The sequence below is a fragment of the Pectobacterium peruviense genome, from assembly GCF_003312355.2.
GTDB lineage: Bacteria > Pseudomonadota > Gammaproteobacteria > Enterobacterales > Enterobacteriaceae > Pectobacterium > Pectobacterium peruviense.
Genome location: NZ_CP161826.1, coordinates 4,927,636 through 4,946,471, shown reverse-complemented (window position 1 = coordinate 4,946,471; position 18,836 = coordinate 4,927,636). Strand labels below are relative to the sequence as shown.

Here is an 18,836-nt window from a genome sequence, read left to right as displayed (position 1 = left end):
GGCGGACTCCACTCGAACAAGAACGATCAAAAAGAAAAGAATAAGACGTTATTTATGTGACTCATGATTTTTTGGCGCCTGCGTCATACACGATTGTTTCATTCACAATTCAGACAGCAGACACACCACGTAGCGCGGCGGTTTACTCCGACGATCCCGTCAAAAGGATCGCTAACGGAACCGCGGATCATAACCTAATCCGCCAAAGAGATCTTCCCCTTCTGCACAGTTTCGATCCTTTTTATCCACAGGCTATTCTTATCGTGACTCCCTGCAACACGGCAGAGGGGCGGCTAGCGCACATTTTACCCACCCTATATGAAGCGCACCCAAGCATACCCTCGGAGACACGATCGTTACGGTGACATCGATCATGATCTTGCGGGACAGATCGTTGAAGGATCCTTGCGCTTTTCAATAGAGTCCGTATAATTCCCTGCCCGCGCGTCTACGCTTTTTCTGTGCTCTGCCAGGCAGAAATACCAAAAATAATGGGAATAGCTGGCGTGTTAAGTGTGATGTTAATTGACTCAGGACTGTACAATTATTACAATCCTGCCTCTTTCCGTTATATAGCTGTGATATGCGATTGAGGCGTCGGTCATCTTCACGCCGAACAGCCAAACGCGTTTACTGTAAAGTTATAATTATCCAAGTTTAGGTAGAAATCGCCATGAAACGCACTTTCCAACCGTCCGTATTGAAGCGTAACCGTAGCCATGGTTTCCGTGCTCGTATGGCCACCAAAAATGGTCGTCAAGTTCTGGCCCGCCGTCGTGCGAAAGGCCGTACTCGTCTGTCTGTTTCTAAGTAACAAAAGCTAACCCACCGAGTGGTTAAGCTAGCATTTCCCAGGGAGTTACGTTTGTTAACTCCCAGTCATTTCACTTTCGTCTTCCAGCAACCACAACGGGCTGGCACGCCGCAAATCACCATCCTCGGCCGCCTGAACTCGCTGGGGCATCCCCGCATCGGTCTTACCGTCGCCAAAAAGCATGTAAAACGTGCTCATGAACGCAATCGGATTAAACGCCTGACGCGCGAAAGCTTTCGCCTGCATCAACATTCATTGCCTTCAATGGATTTTGTGGTGCTGGTGAAAAAGGGGGTGTCTGACCTGGATAACCGCACTCTGACGGAAGCATTGGAAAAACTATGGCGTCGGCACTGTCGTTTGGCTCCCGACTGCTAATCGGGTTGATACGCGGTTATCAACTCGTTATTAGCCCGTTACTCGGACCGCATTGCCGGTTCCGGCCAACGTGTTCGCAATACGGTATTGAAGCAATACGCAGGTTCGGCATGATAAAAGGCTGTTGGTTGACGCTTAAACGCGTATTAAAATGCCATCCTTTGAACCCTGGTGGTGATGATCCCGTACCGCCAAAAACCGACAATAACAGAGAACATTAACGATGGATTCGCAACGCAATCTTCTTCTCATCGCTCTGCTATTCGTAACCTTTATGCTTTGGCAGGCTTGGGAGACGGATAAAAATCCGCCAGCAACCACGCAGACCATACAGCAGGCGACGAACGCAGTAACCGGTGATGCTACCAACCAGGGTGTACCCGCTAGCGGTCAAGGCAAACTGATCACGGTGAAAACTGATGTTCTGGCGCTGACAATCAACACGCGTGGCGGCGACGTCGAGCAAGCACACTTGCTGGCTTACCCAGACACATTAGGTTCAGATAAGCCTTTCCATCTGCTGGAAACCACATCGGAGTTTGTTTATCAGGCTCAGAGCGGTTTGACCGGCAAAAACGGCCCAGACAACCCGGCTAACGGTCCACGTCCGCTGTTTACCGCCACACAAGATAGCTTCGAGCTGGCTGATGGCCAGAGCGAACTGCGCATTCCGATGACGTACACCGCAGCGGATGGCGTGACCTATACCAAAACGTTTGTTCTGAAACGTGGCGACTACGCACTGAATGTTGACTATAGCGTCAATAACACCAGCGCTCAGCCTCTGGAACTCACGCTGTTCGGTCAGTTAAAACAGTCTACCGAGTTGCCTAAGCACCGCGATACAGGCAGCAGCAACTTTGCACTGCACACCTATCGTGGCGCGGCGTTCTCTTCTAGCGAAGACAAGTACAAAAAGTACAGCTTCAGCGACATGGACGAAAACCTGAACATCACGACCAACAGTGGTTGGGTGGCGATGCTGCAACAGTACTTCGCAACCGCGTGGATTCCGACGACGACTGGCGCGAATACGTTCTATACCAGTAAGCTGGGTAACGGTCAGGCTGCGATTGGCTTCAAGGCTGCGCCCGTTGTTGTTGCCGCTGGCAGTCAACAAAATCTGAACGCTACCCTGTGGGTCGGCCCGGAAATTCAGGACAAGATGGCTGCTGTCGCACCGCATCTGGATCTGACAGTGGATTACGGCTGGCTGTGGTTTATTTCTCAGCCGCTGTTTAAGCTGCTGAAATTCCTGCACGGTTTCATCGGCAACTGGGGCTTCTCCATCATTGCCATCACCTTTATCGTGCGTGGTGTGATGTATCCACTGACGAAAGCGCAATACACCTCTATGGCGAAAATGCGCTTACTGCAACCTAAATTGCAGGCAATGCGTGAGCGTATTGGTGATGACAAACAGCGCATGAGTCAGGAAATGATGGCGCTGTATAAGTCAGAGAAAGTGAACCCGCTGGGCGGCTGCTTGCCGCTGGTAATTCAGATGCCAATCTTCCTGGCGCTGTATTACATGCTGATGGGTTCCGTAGAGCTGCGCCATGCGCCGTTCGCGCTGTGGATTCATGACCTGTCTGCACAAGACCCGTACTACATTCTGCCGATCCTGATGGGCGTGACGATGTTCTTCATTCAGAAGATGTCACCAACCACCGTGACCGACCCAATGCAGCAGAAGATCATGACTTACATGCCAGTCATCTTTACCGTCTTCTTCCTGTGGTTCCCGTCAGGTCTGGTTATGTACTACATCGTCAGCAACATGGTTACCATTCTCCAGCAGCAGTTGATCTATCGCGGTCTGGAAAAACGTGGCTTGCATAGCCGCGAGAAAAAATAATCCGGTTGATGGCTAACCGATAGAAAGAGTAAGGCGGTCATTGACCGCCTTATTTTTTTATAAGCTGTTTTATCCCCTAACGATACGTAAAATAGCCTGACAGACAGGCATCAACGCAGAGAGAATATCATGAGCAATACCGACACCATCGTCGCCCAAGCCACGCCACCGGGACGCGGAGGTGTGGGTATTTTACGGGTTTCAGGACAGGTAGCCGCAGAGGTAGCACGTGCTGTTCTGGGTAAGCTTCCTAAACCTCGTCACGCCGATTATCTGCCGTTCCGTGATATCAACGGCACCACGCTTGATCAAGGCATCGCCCTCTGGTTCCCCGGCCCGAATTCTTTTACGGGTGAAGACGTGCTGGAGCTTCAAGGTCACGGCGGTCCGGTTATTCTTGATTTGCTCCTGCAACGCGTTCTGACGCTGCCCGATGTGCGCATTGCGCGTCCCGGCGAATTTTCTGAACGCGCCTTCCTAAATGACAAGCTCGATCTCGCGCAGGCAGAAGCCATCGCCGACCTGATTGACGCCAGCTCGGAACAAGCCGTTCGCTCAGCGCTGAACTCTCTGCAAGGCGTATTCTCTACCCGTATAAATCAGTTAGTGGAAGCACTTACTCACCTGCGAATCTACGTCGAAGCTGCCATCGACTTCCCAGATGAAGAGATCGACTTTCTCTCCGATGGCAAAATCGAAGCGCAGCTAAATGGTGTGATGGCCGATCTGGATGCCGTCCGAGCCGAAGCACATCAGGGCAGCCTGCTGCGTGAAGGGATGAAGGTCGTGATTGCGGGTCGTCCTAATGCCGGTAAATCTAGCTTACTCAATGCGTTAGCCGGTCGTGAAGCCGCTATTGTCACCGCTATCGCGGGAACCACGCGCGACGTATTACGTGAACACATCCATATTGACGGCATGCCACTGCATATCATCGACACAGCCGGACTACGCGATGCCAGCGACGAAGTCGAACGCATTGGTATCGAGCGAGCCTGGCAGGAAATCGAACAGGCCGATCGCGTGCTGTTCATGGTAGACGGCACCACGACGCAGGCAACTGAGCCTGAGCAGATCTGGCCCGAATTTATGGCACGTCTGCCAAAAACGCTGCCGATTACCGTGGTACGCAATAAAGCTGACGTAACTGGTGAAACGCTCGGCATCGAAGATGTAAATACTCACTCACTTATTCGACTTTCTGCCCGCACGGGTGAAGGCGTGGACACGCTGCGCGATCACCTCAAGCAAAGCATGGGGTTCACCAGCAACACGGAAGGCGGTTTTCTGGCACGACGCCGTCATCTACAAGCGCTGGAACTGGCAGCACAGCATTTGATTCAGGGCAAAGAGCAATTGGTGAGCGCCTACGCTGGCGAACTGTTGGCGGAAGAACTGCGGCTGGCACAGCAGTCCCTAAGTGAAATCACCGGTGAATTCACCTCTGACGACCTGCTAGGCCGTATTTTTTCGAGTTTTTGTATTGGAAAATGATCGCTTAATCTACCCTAATCCACTTACGCGTTACACAACTGGCCGAGGCAGAAGAACGGGGGGGGGTGATAAGATTATTCAACTTCACGCCACACATAAGTTGTTCAAAAAGTTGCCACTGAATGACAGTGGCCAACTTGCCGCGACTCCCCGTAGTCAGCGGCTCTTTATGCAGCCAACAATAGATATCAACCCGCTGAGCAACTGGCATGGAAATCTGATCACCTTACAGCGCCGAAATTGCGTGCTTCTCGTGCATGATGCAACTCGTTTTCCACTGGTGTTACCCGCGCTTATCAAGAAGGATTTCGTCGAGCTTAATGACCACTTTGTTGATGCATTCATAAATACGCTTCTCAAGTGTGGAGCGAATGAAATGCAACTCAACGTGGCCCAAGGTTATTTGCGCCCACTACAAGTCGATACTCAGTGTAGTCGCTCTGTACAGGGTACATTGAACCAGATGAAGGGAGATATTGAACACGTAGTGCGGTTTGATAATCTCAACATTGCTGAATTAACAGGTTACTCTCTCGGTCAGCAGTTGTCTGATAGACCCTGTTCAGTTAAAGGTCGCGGATATCTTTGGCCCCAGAAAGAAATGCTGGCGTTGCTATCGCGGCTATCTGGCAATCCACACCCAGTTCCTTCATTGAAGAATTAATTTTTTACTCTCTCATCGAGAGGGCGTTATTTATAATCAATCAGAGGGGAATTAGTCTTCTTATTTTTTCAGTAAAAATAAATTCATAGACACCTTTCTATTTGTATATTTATGACAGCTATCTTTTCTCATTTTTTCGCATCGAATTTGAATAGGAGAAAGAAATGGATAGTAACCTCATAGTAAAAAATGAAAATTCACATTACTATCAAAGTAATATAATTATAAAGAGAACACCAAAAGGGTATCTACCTAATTTACCATCGTTGAATGGCACTCGAATTATTGCTGCCCTTCTTGTGTACTTCTTTCATACATCGATCGGGAATATGTTGAACTTGTTCTCAGATGAATCTGTCGGTGAAGCCTACTCCTTTGTCCTCAGTAAGGCCGGGTGGGTAAGTGTATCGTTCTTTTTTATCCTGAGTGGGTTTGTCATGAACTGGTCATCACCATCAGTTAGCAGTCCGATCCAATTCTATAAAAAACGATTCGCAAAGATATACCCTGTAAGTATATTCATTATTATACTACTTATAAGCCTTGGTATAATAAGCATTGAGCGCATTGATGTTTGGTTACCAAATTTATTATTGATACAGACATGGATACCGCAAGGTGATATTTATATTGGCGGAAACGTACCCAGTTGGTTCCTATCTGTTATTGTTTTTCTTTATATTATTTATCCATTCTTACTCAAGATAGTCAAAAAAATACCGACAGAATCCTTATGGATATCCGTAATGTTGTGCTATGTCGCTTTAATCGCGGCTAATGGTGCAATCTATACGTTATTGCCCACCGCCCCACTGATTGAGGGTTGGCCTTTTGAGGTGGGTGAAATTCAATGGTGGCTTTCCTATACCTTCCCGCCAACACGTATTTTTGAATTTACCATTGGTATATTACTGTCACGTATTATCCAAGAAGGGAGATGGATACGCGTTTCAGTTACCACCAGTATGATACTGACAGCATTAACATATTGTATTGATCTCTTTATGCCGTTCCTACTTAGCTTAAATTTGGTTACCCTCATTCCGCTGACGTTACTGATCGGCTCGCTCGCAGTGAGTGATCTACAAGGGAAGCGTTCATTTTTGCATGCCAAATCAATGCAATGGTTAGGAAGCATTTCTTTCTGCTTTTACCTGATCCATTTCTTAGTGCTTCGCTTGCTAAATGAATGGACCGATGGCAATCAATACGATGTGATAGACGCGGTGCAGCTAATCATAGCCGCCGAGGCGGTTAGCCTTATCGCTGGCTGGTTGCTTTATCAATTCATCGAACAACCTATCGGCAATCTGCTTACTGACAAAATGAGGAAAAACATCAGCGATCCAGAGCAAAAGAATCGCCCAATATCCTGATAAAAAAGCCGACTATTGATTGTGAGTACATACTAACAATAAAAAGCAATCAGCCCAGAATGATCTCCAGGCCGATTTTTTGAGCATTACTTTGAGGCGTTATTTCAGCGTCGCTTTCACTACGGCTGACAGCGGCGTCGTTGGGCGACCAATCAGTTGGCTCAACTGCTTACCGCCATCAAACAGACCGCCTTTAGATGCGCCAACATCTGAATCAGCAATGATCTGCGCGAAAACCTCAGGTAGACCAGCAGAAACCAGCGCACCAGTGAATTCCGCTTCAGACAGGTTTTGATAACCGATAGATTTACCAGACTGTTTGCTAATCTCAGCCGCCAACTCTACCAGCGTATAAGGTTCGTCACCGGCCAGTTCATAAACCTTGCCAGCCTGTCCTTCTTGCGTCAGTACCGCGACTGCGGCAGCAGCGAAATCTTCACGGGTTGCGGAAGTAATTTTCCCCTCGCCCGCGCTACCGATAAACACACCGTGTTCCAGTGCCGCAGGGATGCTGGCTGCGTAGTTTTCGGTATACCAACCGTTGCGCAGCAGGACATGCGGTAAACCAGAGTCCTTCAGCAACGCTTCCGTTTGGCGGTGTTCTTCCGCCAGCGCCAGAGGCGATTTATCCGCATGTAGCAGACTGGTGTACGCAACCAGTTTCACACCCGCTTTCGCTGCGGCTTCGATCACATTGCGATGTTGTGCCGCACGTTGACCGACCTCACTTGAAGAGATCAACAGCACGTTATCCACACCTTGCAGAGCAGAAGCCAGCGCTTCAGGTTGATTGTAATCCGCCGCTTTCACCTGCACGCCTTTTGCAGACAGATCGGCAACTTTATTCACATCACGCACCAGCGCCACGATGTCGCTCGCCGGAACCTTCTCTAACAGTTGTGCAATAACTAAACGGCCCAGTTGGCCAGATGCACCAGTAATCGCAATCATCTCAAGCTCCTTTTATTAACCATGTTTTATTGACCGTCTTTTGTTAACTGTCTTTTCTTAACCGTCTTTTATTAACGGGTAGTGGCTGGCATAATATCGGCAAAGCTAACTTTAAGTAAGTACATACACAAAGGTAAGTATAGTGAGTCACCACAAAACCCCCATAGATTTATTACCGCCCATACTGCCAACTGGCGATGTCTTAGCCGAGAAATGCCCGTCTCGCCAGATACTTAACCACGTGACTAGCCGCTGGGGTGTACTGATTCTCATTGCATTACTTGATGATACGCATCGCTTCAGTCAACTGCGTCGACGGATTGGCGGCGTGAGCGAACGCATGCTGGCACAGACCCTGCAATGGCTGGAAAGTGATGGTTTTGTCCTGCGCACAGCCTATCCGGTTGTCCCGCCGCATGTTGAATACAGCCTGACGCCATCAGGCAAAGAGGTTGGCGAGCGGGTGAAAGAGCTGGCGGTGTGGATTGAAGGGAATCTGGGCGACATTCTGGCGGCACAACAATCACGTGAAGAACAGTCAGCTAAACCACTCGCCTCCTGAGCCAAAGTTCTTGCCCCTGAAGAGATGAATTAGGGAAACAGGCGGTGATATCAGAGATAATGGTTTTCCCACTCTCGCTATCAACCGCCATAACATGGCAATGTGTCTTCAGTCGGTCACGACGATAAGTTGTCGATACCAATAATTCTTCCATGCTCATTATGCCAAACACGCTGGATCTTATTACGGTTCAATTCCTGAACGAATCCATCCGATAAAGAAAAACTTCTGGCAACGTGTTTGGTATCTAGCGCATCAGTACGCGTTCTTTGTTCTTTTCTGGAACGATAGCGATATTGTTCCAGTTTTCCCCAGGCAATTAAGAGCGACGCGTTTATCAGGAATATGTATAAATGTATCGATATGGTCCAACCTTCTGATGTAGAGGAAGATCGATCGGAAACATAGTTATTCAAAAACGTGCCGATAAACACCTCGAAAAATAACCAAATAAAGATTCCCCATCCACATAGCGTCAATAAAGAATCGATAAATAATGGAAACCAACGCCTTTCAGAAATGATTAAAGATGAATGCATAATTTATCCTCTTTCGATACCACGATCTGGGCTTTCCCAACGCGCTCGTTTTTTACGGGAACGCAGCATGACCTTTGGAAAACTGACTAGGCTGGTAAAGAGGCTCAATGTCCAATACACCATGGGATACCAGATTACCCAGAACAGATATTTACCAATATCTTTCTCATAACGCCGTTCAATCAACATACTGACTGCAAACTGGATTAAACAGACAACCCCTATCATCATGCCGGTAAACGCGGGAGGAAAGAGCGTTTCCACCCGAATCTCCTCAGGCAGTTCTATTAAAAAACCTAATAAATACAGTAAGACGCTTACGGCATAGGTGAAGGCCCATAATATCGAAATAGAATATTCAAGGAACAGCGGCCACATTCGGCGATAGCGCCATGACCATAAATGACGGAAGTTTTTTAAAAATACCTCCGCACCACCTTGTGCCCAACGCAGCCGCTGTTTCCACAAGCCAGAGAGCTTTTCCGGCATCAGAATCCAACACAGTGCTCTTGGCTCAAAAAATATCGTCCAATGGCGCAATTGAAGCTTCCAGCTAATATCGATATCTTCCGTGATCATGTCGGAGCTCCAGTAGCCAACCTCTGCTAGCGCACTGCGACGAAAAGCGGCGATGACGCCAGAAACCGTGAAAACTTTGCCATAAACCCGCTGTGTGCGTTTGATCAAACCAATAATTGAGGAAAACTCACCAACCTGAATACGACCCACTAGCGTCGAACGCGTTCTTATCCTTGGATTTCCCGTTACTGCACCGACCCGCGGGTTATTGATCAATGGGTTGACCAAATAGGCAACTGCATCGGGATCGAGAAGCGCATCACCATCAATACACACCAGCAGATCGCTCTTGGCCGCAGCACATGCCGCTTGAAGCGCCAACGCTTTGCCCTGATTATGCGCAAGATGAATGACTCTAAGTTTGTCATATTGCTCCGCCAACCGATTGAGCTCGTCTCCCGTGTCATCATTGGAACCATCATTCACAGCAATGACTTCGATATGGGTATAACGTTGTGCCAATGCAGCTTCAATGGTTTCGCGCACGTTAGGCCCTTCGTTATAGCAAGGGATCAAGATTGACACTAACGGGCGTCCGGTTGGCTCATCGGGTATGACCCCTTCTCCCCAACGCCAATGCCGTTCGTAGTGAAACCAGAAATACAGTCCTCCCGTTATCCATAGCCCAGACATAAACAAAGGCCAGAAAAAGGTAAAGTTAAGAACGACATCCCCCGTAAAAGAGAACATCACGCCAAAAGGGATGCCGAGCATCAGACATAATATTAAGGAAGCTAAAATTCTCTCAATCATGGCAGTGGGTACCATTCTGGTGAAATCATGGGGCGGATGCTTTCCAACTCAGGGGTATTGTTAAGAAAATCATCCGGGTAATAGCCGTAATTTTGCGCACCATTCAGTTGCAACACGGTCATCCATTCAACCAATTGCGCAGTGTCTAACCACGGTTCTCCCGGAACACGCCAATCCCTTGCCTGAAGTTCAAACACGGTTTTATTCAGCGCTCCAGGTCGACGAGCCATTTCTTGTACCAGCTTTTGCAACCACGCATTGCTGTCCCTAGGCGCGACGTTTTCCATCAATGGCATCGCCATGGGTGCAACCCAATCATAAGCGGTAAGGAAGTCATCCAAATTTTGGGAGAACCATGCTTCACTTTCCGGTTCAATCATCGGTAATGCGAAAATGTTGCGTGCAGTCTGGACTTGCGGACCACGGATCGCATGCACTCGAGCGGCCAGTTCGAGCGTAAAGTCAGTTAACGCTTTACTCTTAAACCGCGTCCAGCGAGCAGTGAGCTGGGGGTCACGACGAATACGGGTAATCGAGCTGGGGAATCCAGCCTTTTGGTAGGCTTGTATGGCCGAATCGCTTGCATCCTCATCATCGGCAAGTACGGCATCATCATGGAATAAGATGCCACCAAACATGGTGTAGGCGGAAAGATCCTCATAAATATCAGTAATTCGCCTTTTGGCTTCCGCATCCCATAACGATAAGCGTCTATATTGGCTACGGTTGATACTACGTTGCCCGCTTTCACTGTCGATCCGCTCAACGCGCTGCAACGTCTCATCATCCATATCAAAAGCCAGTACCGGCATCCATGCGTAAACGCGAACAAGCGCCCGCGATGCCAATTGCCAGGCCACATGATTGAATAAATCCTCTCGGACGGGCATCCAGCGATTAGGGAAATAGAGTGACTGTACGTTGCCATCACCGTTCGGATCGGAGAAAGCCTGAAGATAAACAGTGTTAATACGCAAGTCGGCAATACGTTGAACTAAGGCATCCACGTTACGGGACTGCTGGGCTTTATCGGTGTCATAAACATAATCCAGATCGATATGCGCCACTCGTATGCGCTCAGGCTCACGGACATCGCTGACCAACAGCGCGAACTGTTGCACATCTGGATTATTGTTAATCAGTATGCGAGGAACATTATACGGTGAGTCAGCCGACGCAGGCCCACTTCCAAGCGTTAGCGCTAGCTGATAGCCGCGCTGCTTAACTATGCTTAGCGCGTCTCCCCCCACCGCACCATAGGGCCAGACCCAAACCCGAGGCTTTTTCCCAGTCGCGTCAACGATCCTTTTCGTAATGAGATCCGTATCATGCGCAAAACGTTGACGATACTCATCCCGCGTTTCGTATCGCTTATCCTCTGGGAAATAGCGGCGAGTGACGGCGGCAGGTTCCATGTTCCCCTGCGGGTTTGCCAGAATCCCTTTATGTAAGTCATAGGTATGTGCCCCAATTTCTATCAGGCCAGATTGCGCCATCTCACTGACTTGCTGCCAGGTAAGAAAATGGTTACGAGGTAATTGAATGCCACTAAAGTCAACCGGCTGGTTTTCTGGCGTATCCAGCCAACGCCCAACGGGTGCCAATACAGCCGGCCAGCCATAGGCTTTCAGAAGAGGGTAAACGCGATGATAAAAACTGCTGTAACCATCATCAAATGTCAGTAACACCGCTCTGTCCGGTAGCGGTTTACCCCCAGAGCCAGCAGCTAGAATGTCATCAACGGATACCGGGTGGTAACCATTTTCCCTCAACCAGACAAAGTGTTCATTCAGTGCACTGGTTCGCACCGCCATAAAACGTTGATCGGCACCCTCATCCGCAACATCGTGATAGGCGATAACGATATATTGATTGGTTTTCCACGGCAGTTCCTTGACCAAAATAGGACGTTCTGCTGGCGAGCTATATTTCACGTCAACGGGATGCGCGCAGGCGGCGATCATTAACACCCCCAACACCATCACAAAGTTTCGTAATCGTATAAATAACATCACCTTTCCCCTCAAAACCGATAATTCAAATCGAAAGACAGCGACAAATTTTGTTCCCGCTTGCCGTCGTAAGGTCGCTTATCCCACTGAGTACTCACCCCCATATCCAGTACGTCATTCCACCGTACTCTTTGCCCGTATCCGAGCGTGGTGATAGCCCCTGCGGACTCGCCTTTTTGCCAGTAACGTCCGACACCCACATTTATCTCTTGGTGCCACTCAGTCTGGTAATGTCGATAAAGCAAGTGATCGATGGCTAAGGCAGGTAGCACAGCCACATAACTCTGCGGGTTGTAATACGAGGTGTTCTGTTTACTGTTTGATCCCAAACTTAGCGATGGGGTGAAATCTATGGCTAAAGTCGGTGATGAAAAGATTCGCTCTTGCCCACTCAGTCCGTACTCCTGACGTCTGTTACCATCAGAAAACCACGCGCTCGATAGGTCTGCTTGCCATGAGCGCCGTTCACTTTGCCGCCAGCGGACATACCCCTCACCGCCATTCGCCGTTACACCATTTTTAAGTGCCTGTAACGGTGTGCTGCGCATTAACCGTTCGGCATTAAGGCCGACACGCCAAAAGTCATTAACATCATGTCGATAGGAGAAACGTCCGCCGATATCAGAGCCAAATCCAAAATTCTGGTGTGAAATCTCTGCCTCCCCCCAATGATCACGGTCGGTAAACTCCACACCGCTGCGAATACTGCGATTAATGGCCCGTCCGTCACTGAAGTCACTTTGATTAAAAGCGCCCCCAGAGAACACTCGCCAGTGGTCGGCAAAGGGTGGGCTATAGAGCACAGCATCAATATCCGTGTCGTTCATTCCCTTGGCTGGGCTATCAGACTTGAGGCCCTGAGCACCGGCAATACGTAGCTCCGCCATGTGATGCACCTGGCGCAAACGCGCTAATCGTTTCACCGAGAAATCATCGGGATAACGAGCCACCGTATCGTCGGTCAACTGATCAAGCTGGCGCCACTCCTGCAATGCCAATGCGGCAAATCCTTGATGGGTTTCCAACCGGAATGATCTTGGTTCCAACAACTCAGCTCGCTTTAATAGTGCTTCGGCACGACGCGGCCACCCTCTATTTAGATAAATCTCGGCCAAACGTAGGTTTAGCTCTTGGTTTCCAGGCCCACTAAAAGCCAGCCTTTCCGCCAGTCGTTGCGCAGCCGGAAGGTCATTATGGGAAATCAGCGACTGTATACGCAGGTATTTGATGTCAACCCAATCGTCGTTAGGTATGAATGTTGGTAAACCATAAACACTTTTTTTATAAGGTGTTTTTTCTCCAGCCTGAACTGACAACCGCGTTGCCTGTTCAATTTTTTCATTCTCCAGAATGCTGTAGAAAAAATCGCCTTGCCGCACTATCTGAAAGCGTTGCGAAGGATCGTCTTGTATTACCACACGGAGAATCTGCTCTGCTTTCTCAGGCTGCTTCAAATAGAGATAGGCAGACGCTACCCAGCGCCGAGCATAACTGGGAATCTCCCCCTCTTTGAGAAGTGATTGATATTCTGAAATAATGTCTTCCATGCGATAGCGAACGAGCAATGCGCCTAGCCGATCAATTCGAGCCTGGCGATAGCTGATTTTTGCAGACGGGAGCTTCTGCCATTGCGTCATCAGGATGTCATAACGAGCCAACGCGCGATCCGCCACAACGAAGCGTTCGTTTTCAGTTGTCGACGTGATAAATGAAAGACGAACCAACTCAGCCGCCGCCCCCAGCTCTCGCTGGCGTTGCGTTTCATCAGTCAGGAAGCCCTGAGGTTTGCCGTTTTCCAGGGCTGTTAACGCAGGTGCGCTAATCTTATTGTTGGAGAGGATGTCGCTGTAGTCATAAAACAGCGCTTTATCTTGTGGTGCATGGCGCATGGCTTGAATGATAGAAAAGAGGGAGTCAGTATGCTTTCCCGCAATGCGTTGCACCCACGCTAACTCACGCCAATGGTTTGCCGTTGGTTCATGCTTAACGCGAGACGCAGCGAGTTCCAGCGATCTTTTTGTCTGTCCGGCATCGGCGAGGGTGAGTATCAAACCACTACGTGCATCGTCATCCCGTGGAGAGCGTTGCAAAACCCGGCTCCATAATTCCACTGACGACTGCCACTGCCGGAGATTACGGTAGGATTTGGCCGCCGCTCTCAAGGCAGGATCGGGCAATGACATCGCTGGCGAGTAGGTTTCCCAAATTCGTCTCACTTCAGCATCCTTTCCCGCCCAACCGTTAATGAGTAGCCAGTCGGTCACCTCGGCAACGGTCAGTACACGATTTCTGGATTGCCCATCAAGCCATGACGTCGCCGCGGAGATATCGCCCTGCCGGGCGTTGATGATTAATGTGTCGTAACGAGATTCTGCCGCCACTACGCTGCCAGAAACGGAAAAATAAACTAATGATTTAAGTAAGTTAAACAATATTGGATTGAGTCTGCTTGAATGAGAATTAACAAAACTCATCGCTGAATCTCCCCACCAGTGATGACAGGATGACATTCAAATACATCGTTGAACGCTGGTTTCATGACTTAACACCTCTAATCGAGTCTAAACGCGGCATGCAGCTATCCCTCTCGTGATTCGAAGTCAGAGATAGACGCTAAGGCCAGTTTGGCGCATAATAATGCATATAGTTTTTTTATCAATATAATTTTTATACGCATATGACAAAGACTTCAGTGACAGGTTCAGAGCAGGTAGTAAAAGGGCGCAGTTGGGGACTGGAACGTCGGCTTCAATTCATCGACTTTCGGTTACGGTGGAGTGGGCACATAAATCGTACAGATCTAACGTCTTTCTTTGGGTTATCGATCCCTCAGGCGTCGCTCGACATCGCTAAATATCTTGAGCTTGCCCCCTATAATCTGGTCTACGATAGACGCACCAAAACTTACACGGCTACGCCAACATTCTCTGCTGTCTACCCACAGAATTCAGCCCAGCGCTATTTAGCAGAATTGCTCGCCATGAAGACGGGCGTACTTGAAGCGGATGCCAGTTTCATTGAATCTGCTCCAGAAGTGTGCTGGGTTCATATCCCGCTCAACACCTACAATGAACAGGTTGTTGAAGTCATTGTCCGAGCGATTCGTGAAAAAAAGGCAGTGAGCATCTGCTATCAATCCTCATCGTCAATGGATCATTCGCCACGGCTCATTTCCCCACACGCTTTAGGCAATGATGGATTACGGTGGCGAGTACGTGCTTATTGCCACGTTAAGCAGCAGTTTAATGACTTCATTCTTACGCGAATCCTCAACATTGAAGGTAGCGAAGCCTCGACAGTCGATCCCGCTAGCGATTATTCATGGCATACCCATGTACAGTTAATGTTGAAGCCTAATGACGAACTGCCTCAGGCACACCAACGAGCATTGGAACTGGAATATGGTATGACCAATGGCGAGTTGAATTTATCCTGCCGTCTGGCATGTTTACATGAAACCCTCGGACGATTTCACATCAGCCTGACAGATGAAAATAACAAACAGCATCAACCATTTATATTAATAAATAAGAAAGACGTTCAGGCATTTATGGGGGCATGACCCCCACACCATCACTTATATTAATATTTCTGTGGATAAGACGGTGCAAGGTCATGACTAAGCGAATTGCATATTGATTTCACTTGTCTCCCTTGCATCAGAATTATCATAAAATGATGTAAGGCAAGAAGGTATTTAAGTGTATTTATGATACAAGATTGATACAGGCCAAATAGGTTAACCGGGAAAAAAAATGAAAATTCGCGCGAATGAATTATTAATTATTTTCAGTTCAACCTTAATTATTAGTTACTTAGGTTTATCTTTTCGGTTACTTGACGACACATCCCTATTCTGGCCAGTAGATATTCTATTATTTTGCTTTCTCATCCGTTATCGCAGTCGAGATAAAAGCATAAAAAACAAATTATTGCATAGCGTTATTCTATGCATGGTTGGTTTATTGGGAATACTACTACCAGCTAGTTATCTTGAAAACAACCAATCCTTTTTTTAAAAATTAATTCATAGTGTGATCAGTTTGGTTTTTTTCATTACCGCGTGGATTACATTCGTCGTACTTTTAAAAACAAAGGGAAACACATACAGTAAATTAAGTAGAAGTTACATTTTCTTTATATTTACATCAATTTTTACAGGATCTTTTTTTTCAGCCATATCTTATGGATTATATTTATTTACCACAAACAGCGATGAAAATATTTTTATTCTTTCAAGAAAGTGGTTTAGCGAAGAGCTAAGTTCTGGTGTCATTTTCGTTTTCTTATTCCTAAAAGCAATAAAAAACATAAAGAATGTTTTTTCGGCATCAAAATCTTCAATCAAAAAACCCTCATTTGTATTTTATTACATCATAATTATTATCTGCATAGCGTCTTTAAATATCACATTAAGTGTATTAGCAATACTACCATTGATTTACCTTTCTTTGTCTTATTCATTTAACAAAATCATTCTCATTTGCTGTGTAACTGGCATCGCACTAAATTATATCTATATAAAAAGACTGATAGATGTTCATGAGGAGATAGAAAAATACTATCTTTTTGAATTATCTTATTTATTTCAAATCAACACTTCATTTATTATTATAAGCGTTATAATTGCATCTTCATTTATTAACAAAAACAAAAAAAACATAAGAAGAATAGAGCTAATCAGTAATCACGATGCACTAACTGGCATGTTAAATAGACGTTCACTCAATCAACACATGATGAATATCATTAATTCCATGCGGGGTGGGGATAATAGAATGATGTCTCTATTTGTTCTTGATATTGACCACTTTAAAAAAGTTAACGATACCTATGGACATACTGTAGGCGATAGTGTCATCAAAGAGTTTGCTACAACCATTAAGCAATATACTCGACCTCAGGATTTACTATGTCGATGGGGAGGGGAAGAGTTTTTAATAATAATCCAGGGTCTCTCTGTCACTGAATGCTTAGAGATAGCCGAGAGAATTCGCTTTATTATAGAGAGCTCTTCATTAGCGATTTCAGATGGCCGCACAGTCCGATATACGACAAGTATAGGGGTGAGTTTTTTTCATCTGGAAAAAATTGAAGATTTTCATGATGCGTTTAAAGAAGCGGATAAATTGTTGTACCACGCAAAAGAACAGGGACGTAATCGTGTAAATTCGAGCGATGGTGTAAATTTGGTAAAAAAACCAATATCATGATATCTGCGCCCATTTAAAATACCTTTTATTAAAAGTGAAAATCTATATCATCGGAACGCTATCCAACAGATGAAAAATGAAAGATCAAAGTAGAGATTCTGCTATGCAATCACCAAAGAAGTGGCTGATTTTGGCCATTGTTTCCAGCGCCCTATTCCTGATTGTTATCGACATGACAGTGCTGTACACCGCGCTCCCAACACTGACTCACGATTTGCACGCCTCCGCATCGGACAAGCTGTGGATCGTTAATATCTATGCGCTAGTCGCTTCTGGCTTGCTGCTGGGGATGGGGACCTTGGGTGATAAGCTGGGTCATAAACCTTTATTTATTGCTGGACTGATGGTCTTTGGTGCAGCGTCATTGTTTGCCGCTTATTCGCCCACACCCAGCATGCTTATTGCCGCTCGCGCGCTGCTAGCGGTCGGTGCGGCGATGATGATGCCCGCCACGCTCTCGATTATTCGTCTGACCTTCACTGATGAACGGGAACGCGCACTAGCGATTGGTATTTGGGCGGCGGTGGCATCTGGCGGTGCGGCGTTTGGCCCCGTCATGGGCGGAATACTGCTTGAGTACTTCTGGTGGGGATCCGTTTTCCTCATTAACGTACCGGTCGTGCTGCTTGCGCTTATCATGGGGATCACCGTGATTCCACATCGGCCAGGTAACGCTTCACACCGCTGGGACTTCATCGGTTCTCTATTAATTATGGTAGGTTTGATTGGTGTAACCTATGCCATAAAAGAGCTGGGCAAACGGGTGCCATCCTATGAAGACGCGCTGATCGCTCTGCTTATCGGCGTCGCGTTTATTACCCTATTCGTTCAGCGACAGCGTAACAGCAAGCATCCTTTAGTCGATTTCTCTCTCTTCCGTCTGCGGCCTTTCAGCGCCGCCGTGGCCGCAGCCATCGTAGCGGCAGCCGCACTGATCGGTATGGAGTTGGCTTTCACACAGCGGCTCCAGCTAGTTGTCGGGCTGTCTCCGCTACAGGCAGGATTGTTCATTTTACCGCTGTCGCTGGCATCCTTTATCTCCGGTCCGTTAACCGGAAAGATATTGCCAGGTGTGAATAGTGGGACGATGCTGGCCGCTGGCCTGTTGATTTCGGGTCTGGGGATGGGAAGCTATCTGCTGCTGCACAACGCCCCTATCATCATACAAGTTATCAGCCTGACGGTGATTGGTGCAGGCGTGGGTTCAACCATGACAGCCGCGTCGAGCACCATTATGCAGGTTGCCCCTGCTGAAAAAGCCGGTATGGCGGCGTCAATCGAAGAAGTGTCCTATGAATTAGGGGGCGCGACGGGTGTGACACTGATGGGTAGTTTGCTGTCTTTCGCTTATTCCGCAACGTTTATGCTACCCCCTGGGTTTTCCGCACCGGACACCGCCTATGACAGCCTGGACGAGGCGTTGATCTTTGCTGAATCCTTACCGGAAAATATGCAGCGTATTCTCACCACACAGGCACATTCCGCCTTTGATTCAGGGTTTTCTGCTGTGCTGGCAACCGCAACGCTGATCCTATTGCTGACCTCCGCCTTCGTCTGGACAACGCGTCATAATAAACAGCAGCGTAATCAAGCCGCTGATGCATAGCGCCACAGACGCATCTGGCTAAGGGCATAAAAAAACG

16 protein-coding genes are annotated in these 18,836 nt (G+C 47.7%); 11 read left to right on the top strand and 5 right to left on the bottom strand.

Translation table 11 applies throughout. The features are described 5' to 3' along the window. Nucleotides 1–673: 673 nt before the first annotated feature. From rpmH to DUT67_RS22225, 7 genes are all read left to right on the top strand, one after another. Nucleotides 674–814 carry a 50S ribosomal protein L34 gene (rpmH, locus tag DUT67_RS22255; RefSeq protein ID WP_005976668.1) on the top strand — a complete coding sequence of 47 codons (141 nt, stop codon included), beginning with the start codon at nucleotides 674–676 and terminating at the stop codon, nucleotides 812–814. A gap of 18 nt (nucleotides 815–832) precedes the next feature. Continuing rightward, complete coding sequence (gene rnpA / locus DUT67_RS22250; RefSeq protein WP_113627144.1) at nucleotides 833–1,192, top strand: ribonuclease P protein component; 360 nt, start codon at nucleotides 833–835, stop codon at nucleotides 1,190–1,192. After that, the gene (gene yidD / locus DUT67_RS22245; RefSeq protein WP_010281237.1) at nucleotides 1,156–1,413 is read left to right on the top strand and encodes a membrane protein insertion efficiency factor YidD; all 258 of its coding nucleotides are present in this window, start codon (nucleotides 1,156–1,158) and stop codon (nucleotides 1,411–1,413) included. The genes rnpA and yidD overlap by 37 nt, the downstream gene beginning before the upstream one ends. Nucleotides 1,414–1,415: 2 nt before the next feature. Further along, complete coding sequence (gene yidC, locus DUT67_RS22240) at nucleotides 1,416–3,050, top strand: membrane protein insertase YidC (RefSeq protein ID WP_048263342.1); 1,635 nt, start codon at nucleotides 1,416–1,418, stop codon at nucleotides 3,048–3,050. A 129-nt stretch (nucleotides 3,051–3,179) separates the two neighbouring features. After that, the gene (gene mnmE / locus DUT67_RS22235) at nucleotides 3,180–4,544 is read left to right on the top strand and encodes a tRNA uridine-5-carboxymethylaminomethyl(34) synthesis GTPase MnmE (RefSeq protein WP_113627145.1); all 1,365 of its coding nucleotides are present in this window, start codon (nucleotides 3,180–3,182) and stop codon (nucleotides 4,542–4,544) included. Between the two features lie 169 nt (nucleotides 4,545–4,713). Further along, on the top strand, nucleotides 4,714–5,208 hold the full coding sequence (locus DUT67_RS22230; protein ID WP_223254631.1) for a hypothetical protein: 495 nt from the start codon (nucleotides 4,714–4,716) through the stop codon (nucleotides 5,206–5,208). A 164-nt stretch (nucleotides 5,209–5,372) separates the two neighbouring features. Next, on the top strand, nucleotides 5,373–6,584 hold the full coding sequence (locus DUT67_RS22225) for an acyltransferase (protein ID WP_113627147.1): 1,212 nt from the start codon (nucleotides 5,373–5,375) through the stop codon (nucleotides 6,582–6,584). Between the two features lie 99 nt (nucleotides 6,585–6,683). On the opposite strand, the gene DUT67_RS22220 is transcribed toward DUT67_RS22225, so the two are convergent. Continuing rightward, complete coding sequence (locus DUT67_RS22220) at nucleotides 6,684–7,535, bottom strand: SDR family oxidoreductase (RefSeq protein ID WP_113627148.1); 852 nt, start codon at nucleotides 7,533–7,535, stop codon at nucleotides 6,684–6,686. Nucleotides 7,536–7,677: 142 nt separating this feature from the next. Between DUT67_RS22220 and DUT67_RS22215 the strand changes: the two genes are divergently transcribed. Further along, on the top strand, nucleotides 7,678–8,097 hold the full coding sequence (locus DUT67_RS22215) for a helix-turn-helix domain-containing protein (protein ID WP_048263352.1): 420 nt from the start codon (nucleotides 7,678–7,680) through the stop codon (nucleotides 8,095–8,097). A 116-nt stretch (nucleotides 8,098–8,213) separates the two neighbouring features. Here the strand turns inward: DUT67_RS22215 and pgaD are convergent, their stop codons facing one another. Genes pgaD through pgaA form a run of 4 tightly spaced genes read right to left on the bottom strand, consistent with a single transcriptional unit; the run spans nucleotide 8,214 to nucleotide 14,454 of the window. After that, nucleotides 8,214–8,636 (bottom strand): poly-beta-1,6-N-acetyl-D-glucosamine biosynthesis protein PgaD, encoded by a 423-nt coding sequence (gene pgaD / locus DUT67_RS22210; protein ID WP_113627149.1) that lies wholly within the window; start codon nucleotides 8,634–8,636, stop codon nucleotides 8,214–8,216. Nucleotides 8,637–8,639: 3 nt separating this feature from the next. Next, nucleotides 8,640–9,968, bottom strand: coding sequence for a poly-beta-1,6-N-acetyl-D-glucosamine synthase (gene pgaC, locus DUT67_RS22205; protein WP_048263358.1), 1,329 nt, complete (start codon nucleotides 9,966–9,968; stop codon nucleotides 8,640–8,642). Continuing rightward, the gene (gene pgaB, locus DUT67_RS22200; protein ID WP_048263362.1) at nucleotides 9,965–11,980 is read right to left on the bottom strand and encodes a poly-beta-1,6-N-acetyl-D-glucosamine N-deacetylase PgaB; all 2,016 of its coding nucleotides are present in this window, start codon (nucleotides 11,978–11,980) and stop codon (nucleotides 9,965–9,967) included. Before pgaB ends, pgaC begins: the two co-directional genes overlap by 4 nt. Before the next feature lie 11 nt (nucleotides 11,981–11,991). After that, complete coding sequence (pgaA, locus tag DUT67_RS22195; RefSeq protein WP_113627151.1) at nucleotides 11,992–14,454, bottom strand: poly-beta-1,6 N-acetyl-D-glucosamine export porin PgaA; 2,463 nt, start codon at nucleotides 14,452–14,454, stop codon at nucleotides 11,992–11,994. 203 nt (nucleotides 14,455–14,657) lie between these two features. Here pgaA and DUT67_RS22190 point away from each other — a divergent pair, with 203 nt between their 5' ends. The 3 genes from DUT67_RS22190 (at nucleotide 14,658) to DUT67_RS22180 (ending at nucleotide 18,799) form a co-directional block, all read left to right on the top strand. Next, on the top strand, nucleotides 14,658–15,542 hold the full coding sequence (locus DUT67_RS22190; protein WP_113632615.1) for a WYL domain-containing protein: 885 nt from the start codon (nucleotides 14,658–14,660) through the stop codon (nucleotides 15,540–15,542). Between the two features lie 481 nt (nucleotides 15,543–16,023). After that, complete coding sequence (locus tag DUT67_RS22185) at nucleotides 16,024–17,193, top strand: GGDEF domain-containing protein (RefSeq protein ID WP_223254633.1); 1,170 nt, start codon at nucleotides 16,024–16,026, stop codon at nucleotides 17,191–17,193. 103 nt (nucleotides 17,194–17,296) lie between these two features. Further along, nucleotides 17,297–18,799, top strand: a complete 1,503-nt coding sequence (locus DUT67_RS22180; RefSeq protein WP_113632616.1) for an MFS transporter — start codon at nucleotides 17,297–17,299, stop codon at nucleotides 18,797–18,799. The last annotated feature ends 37 nt before the right edge of the window (nucleotides 18,800–18,836 follow it).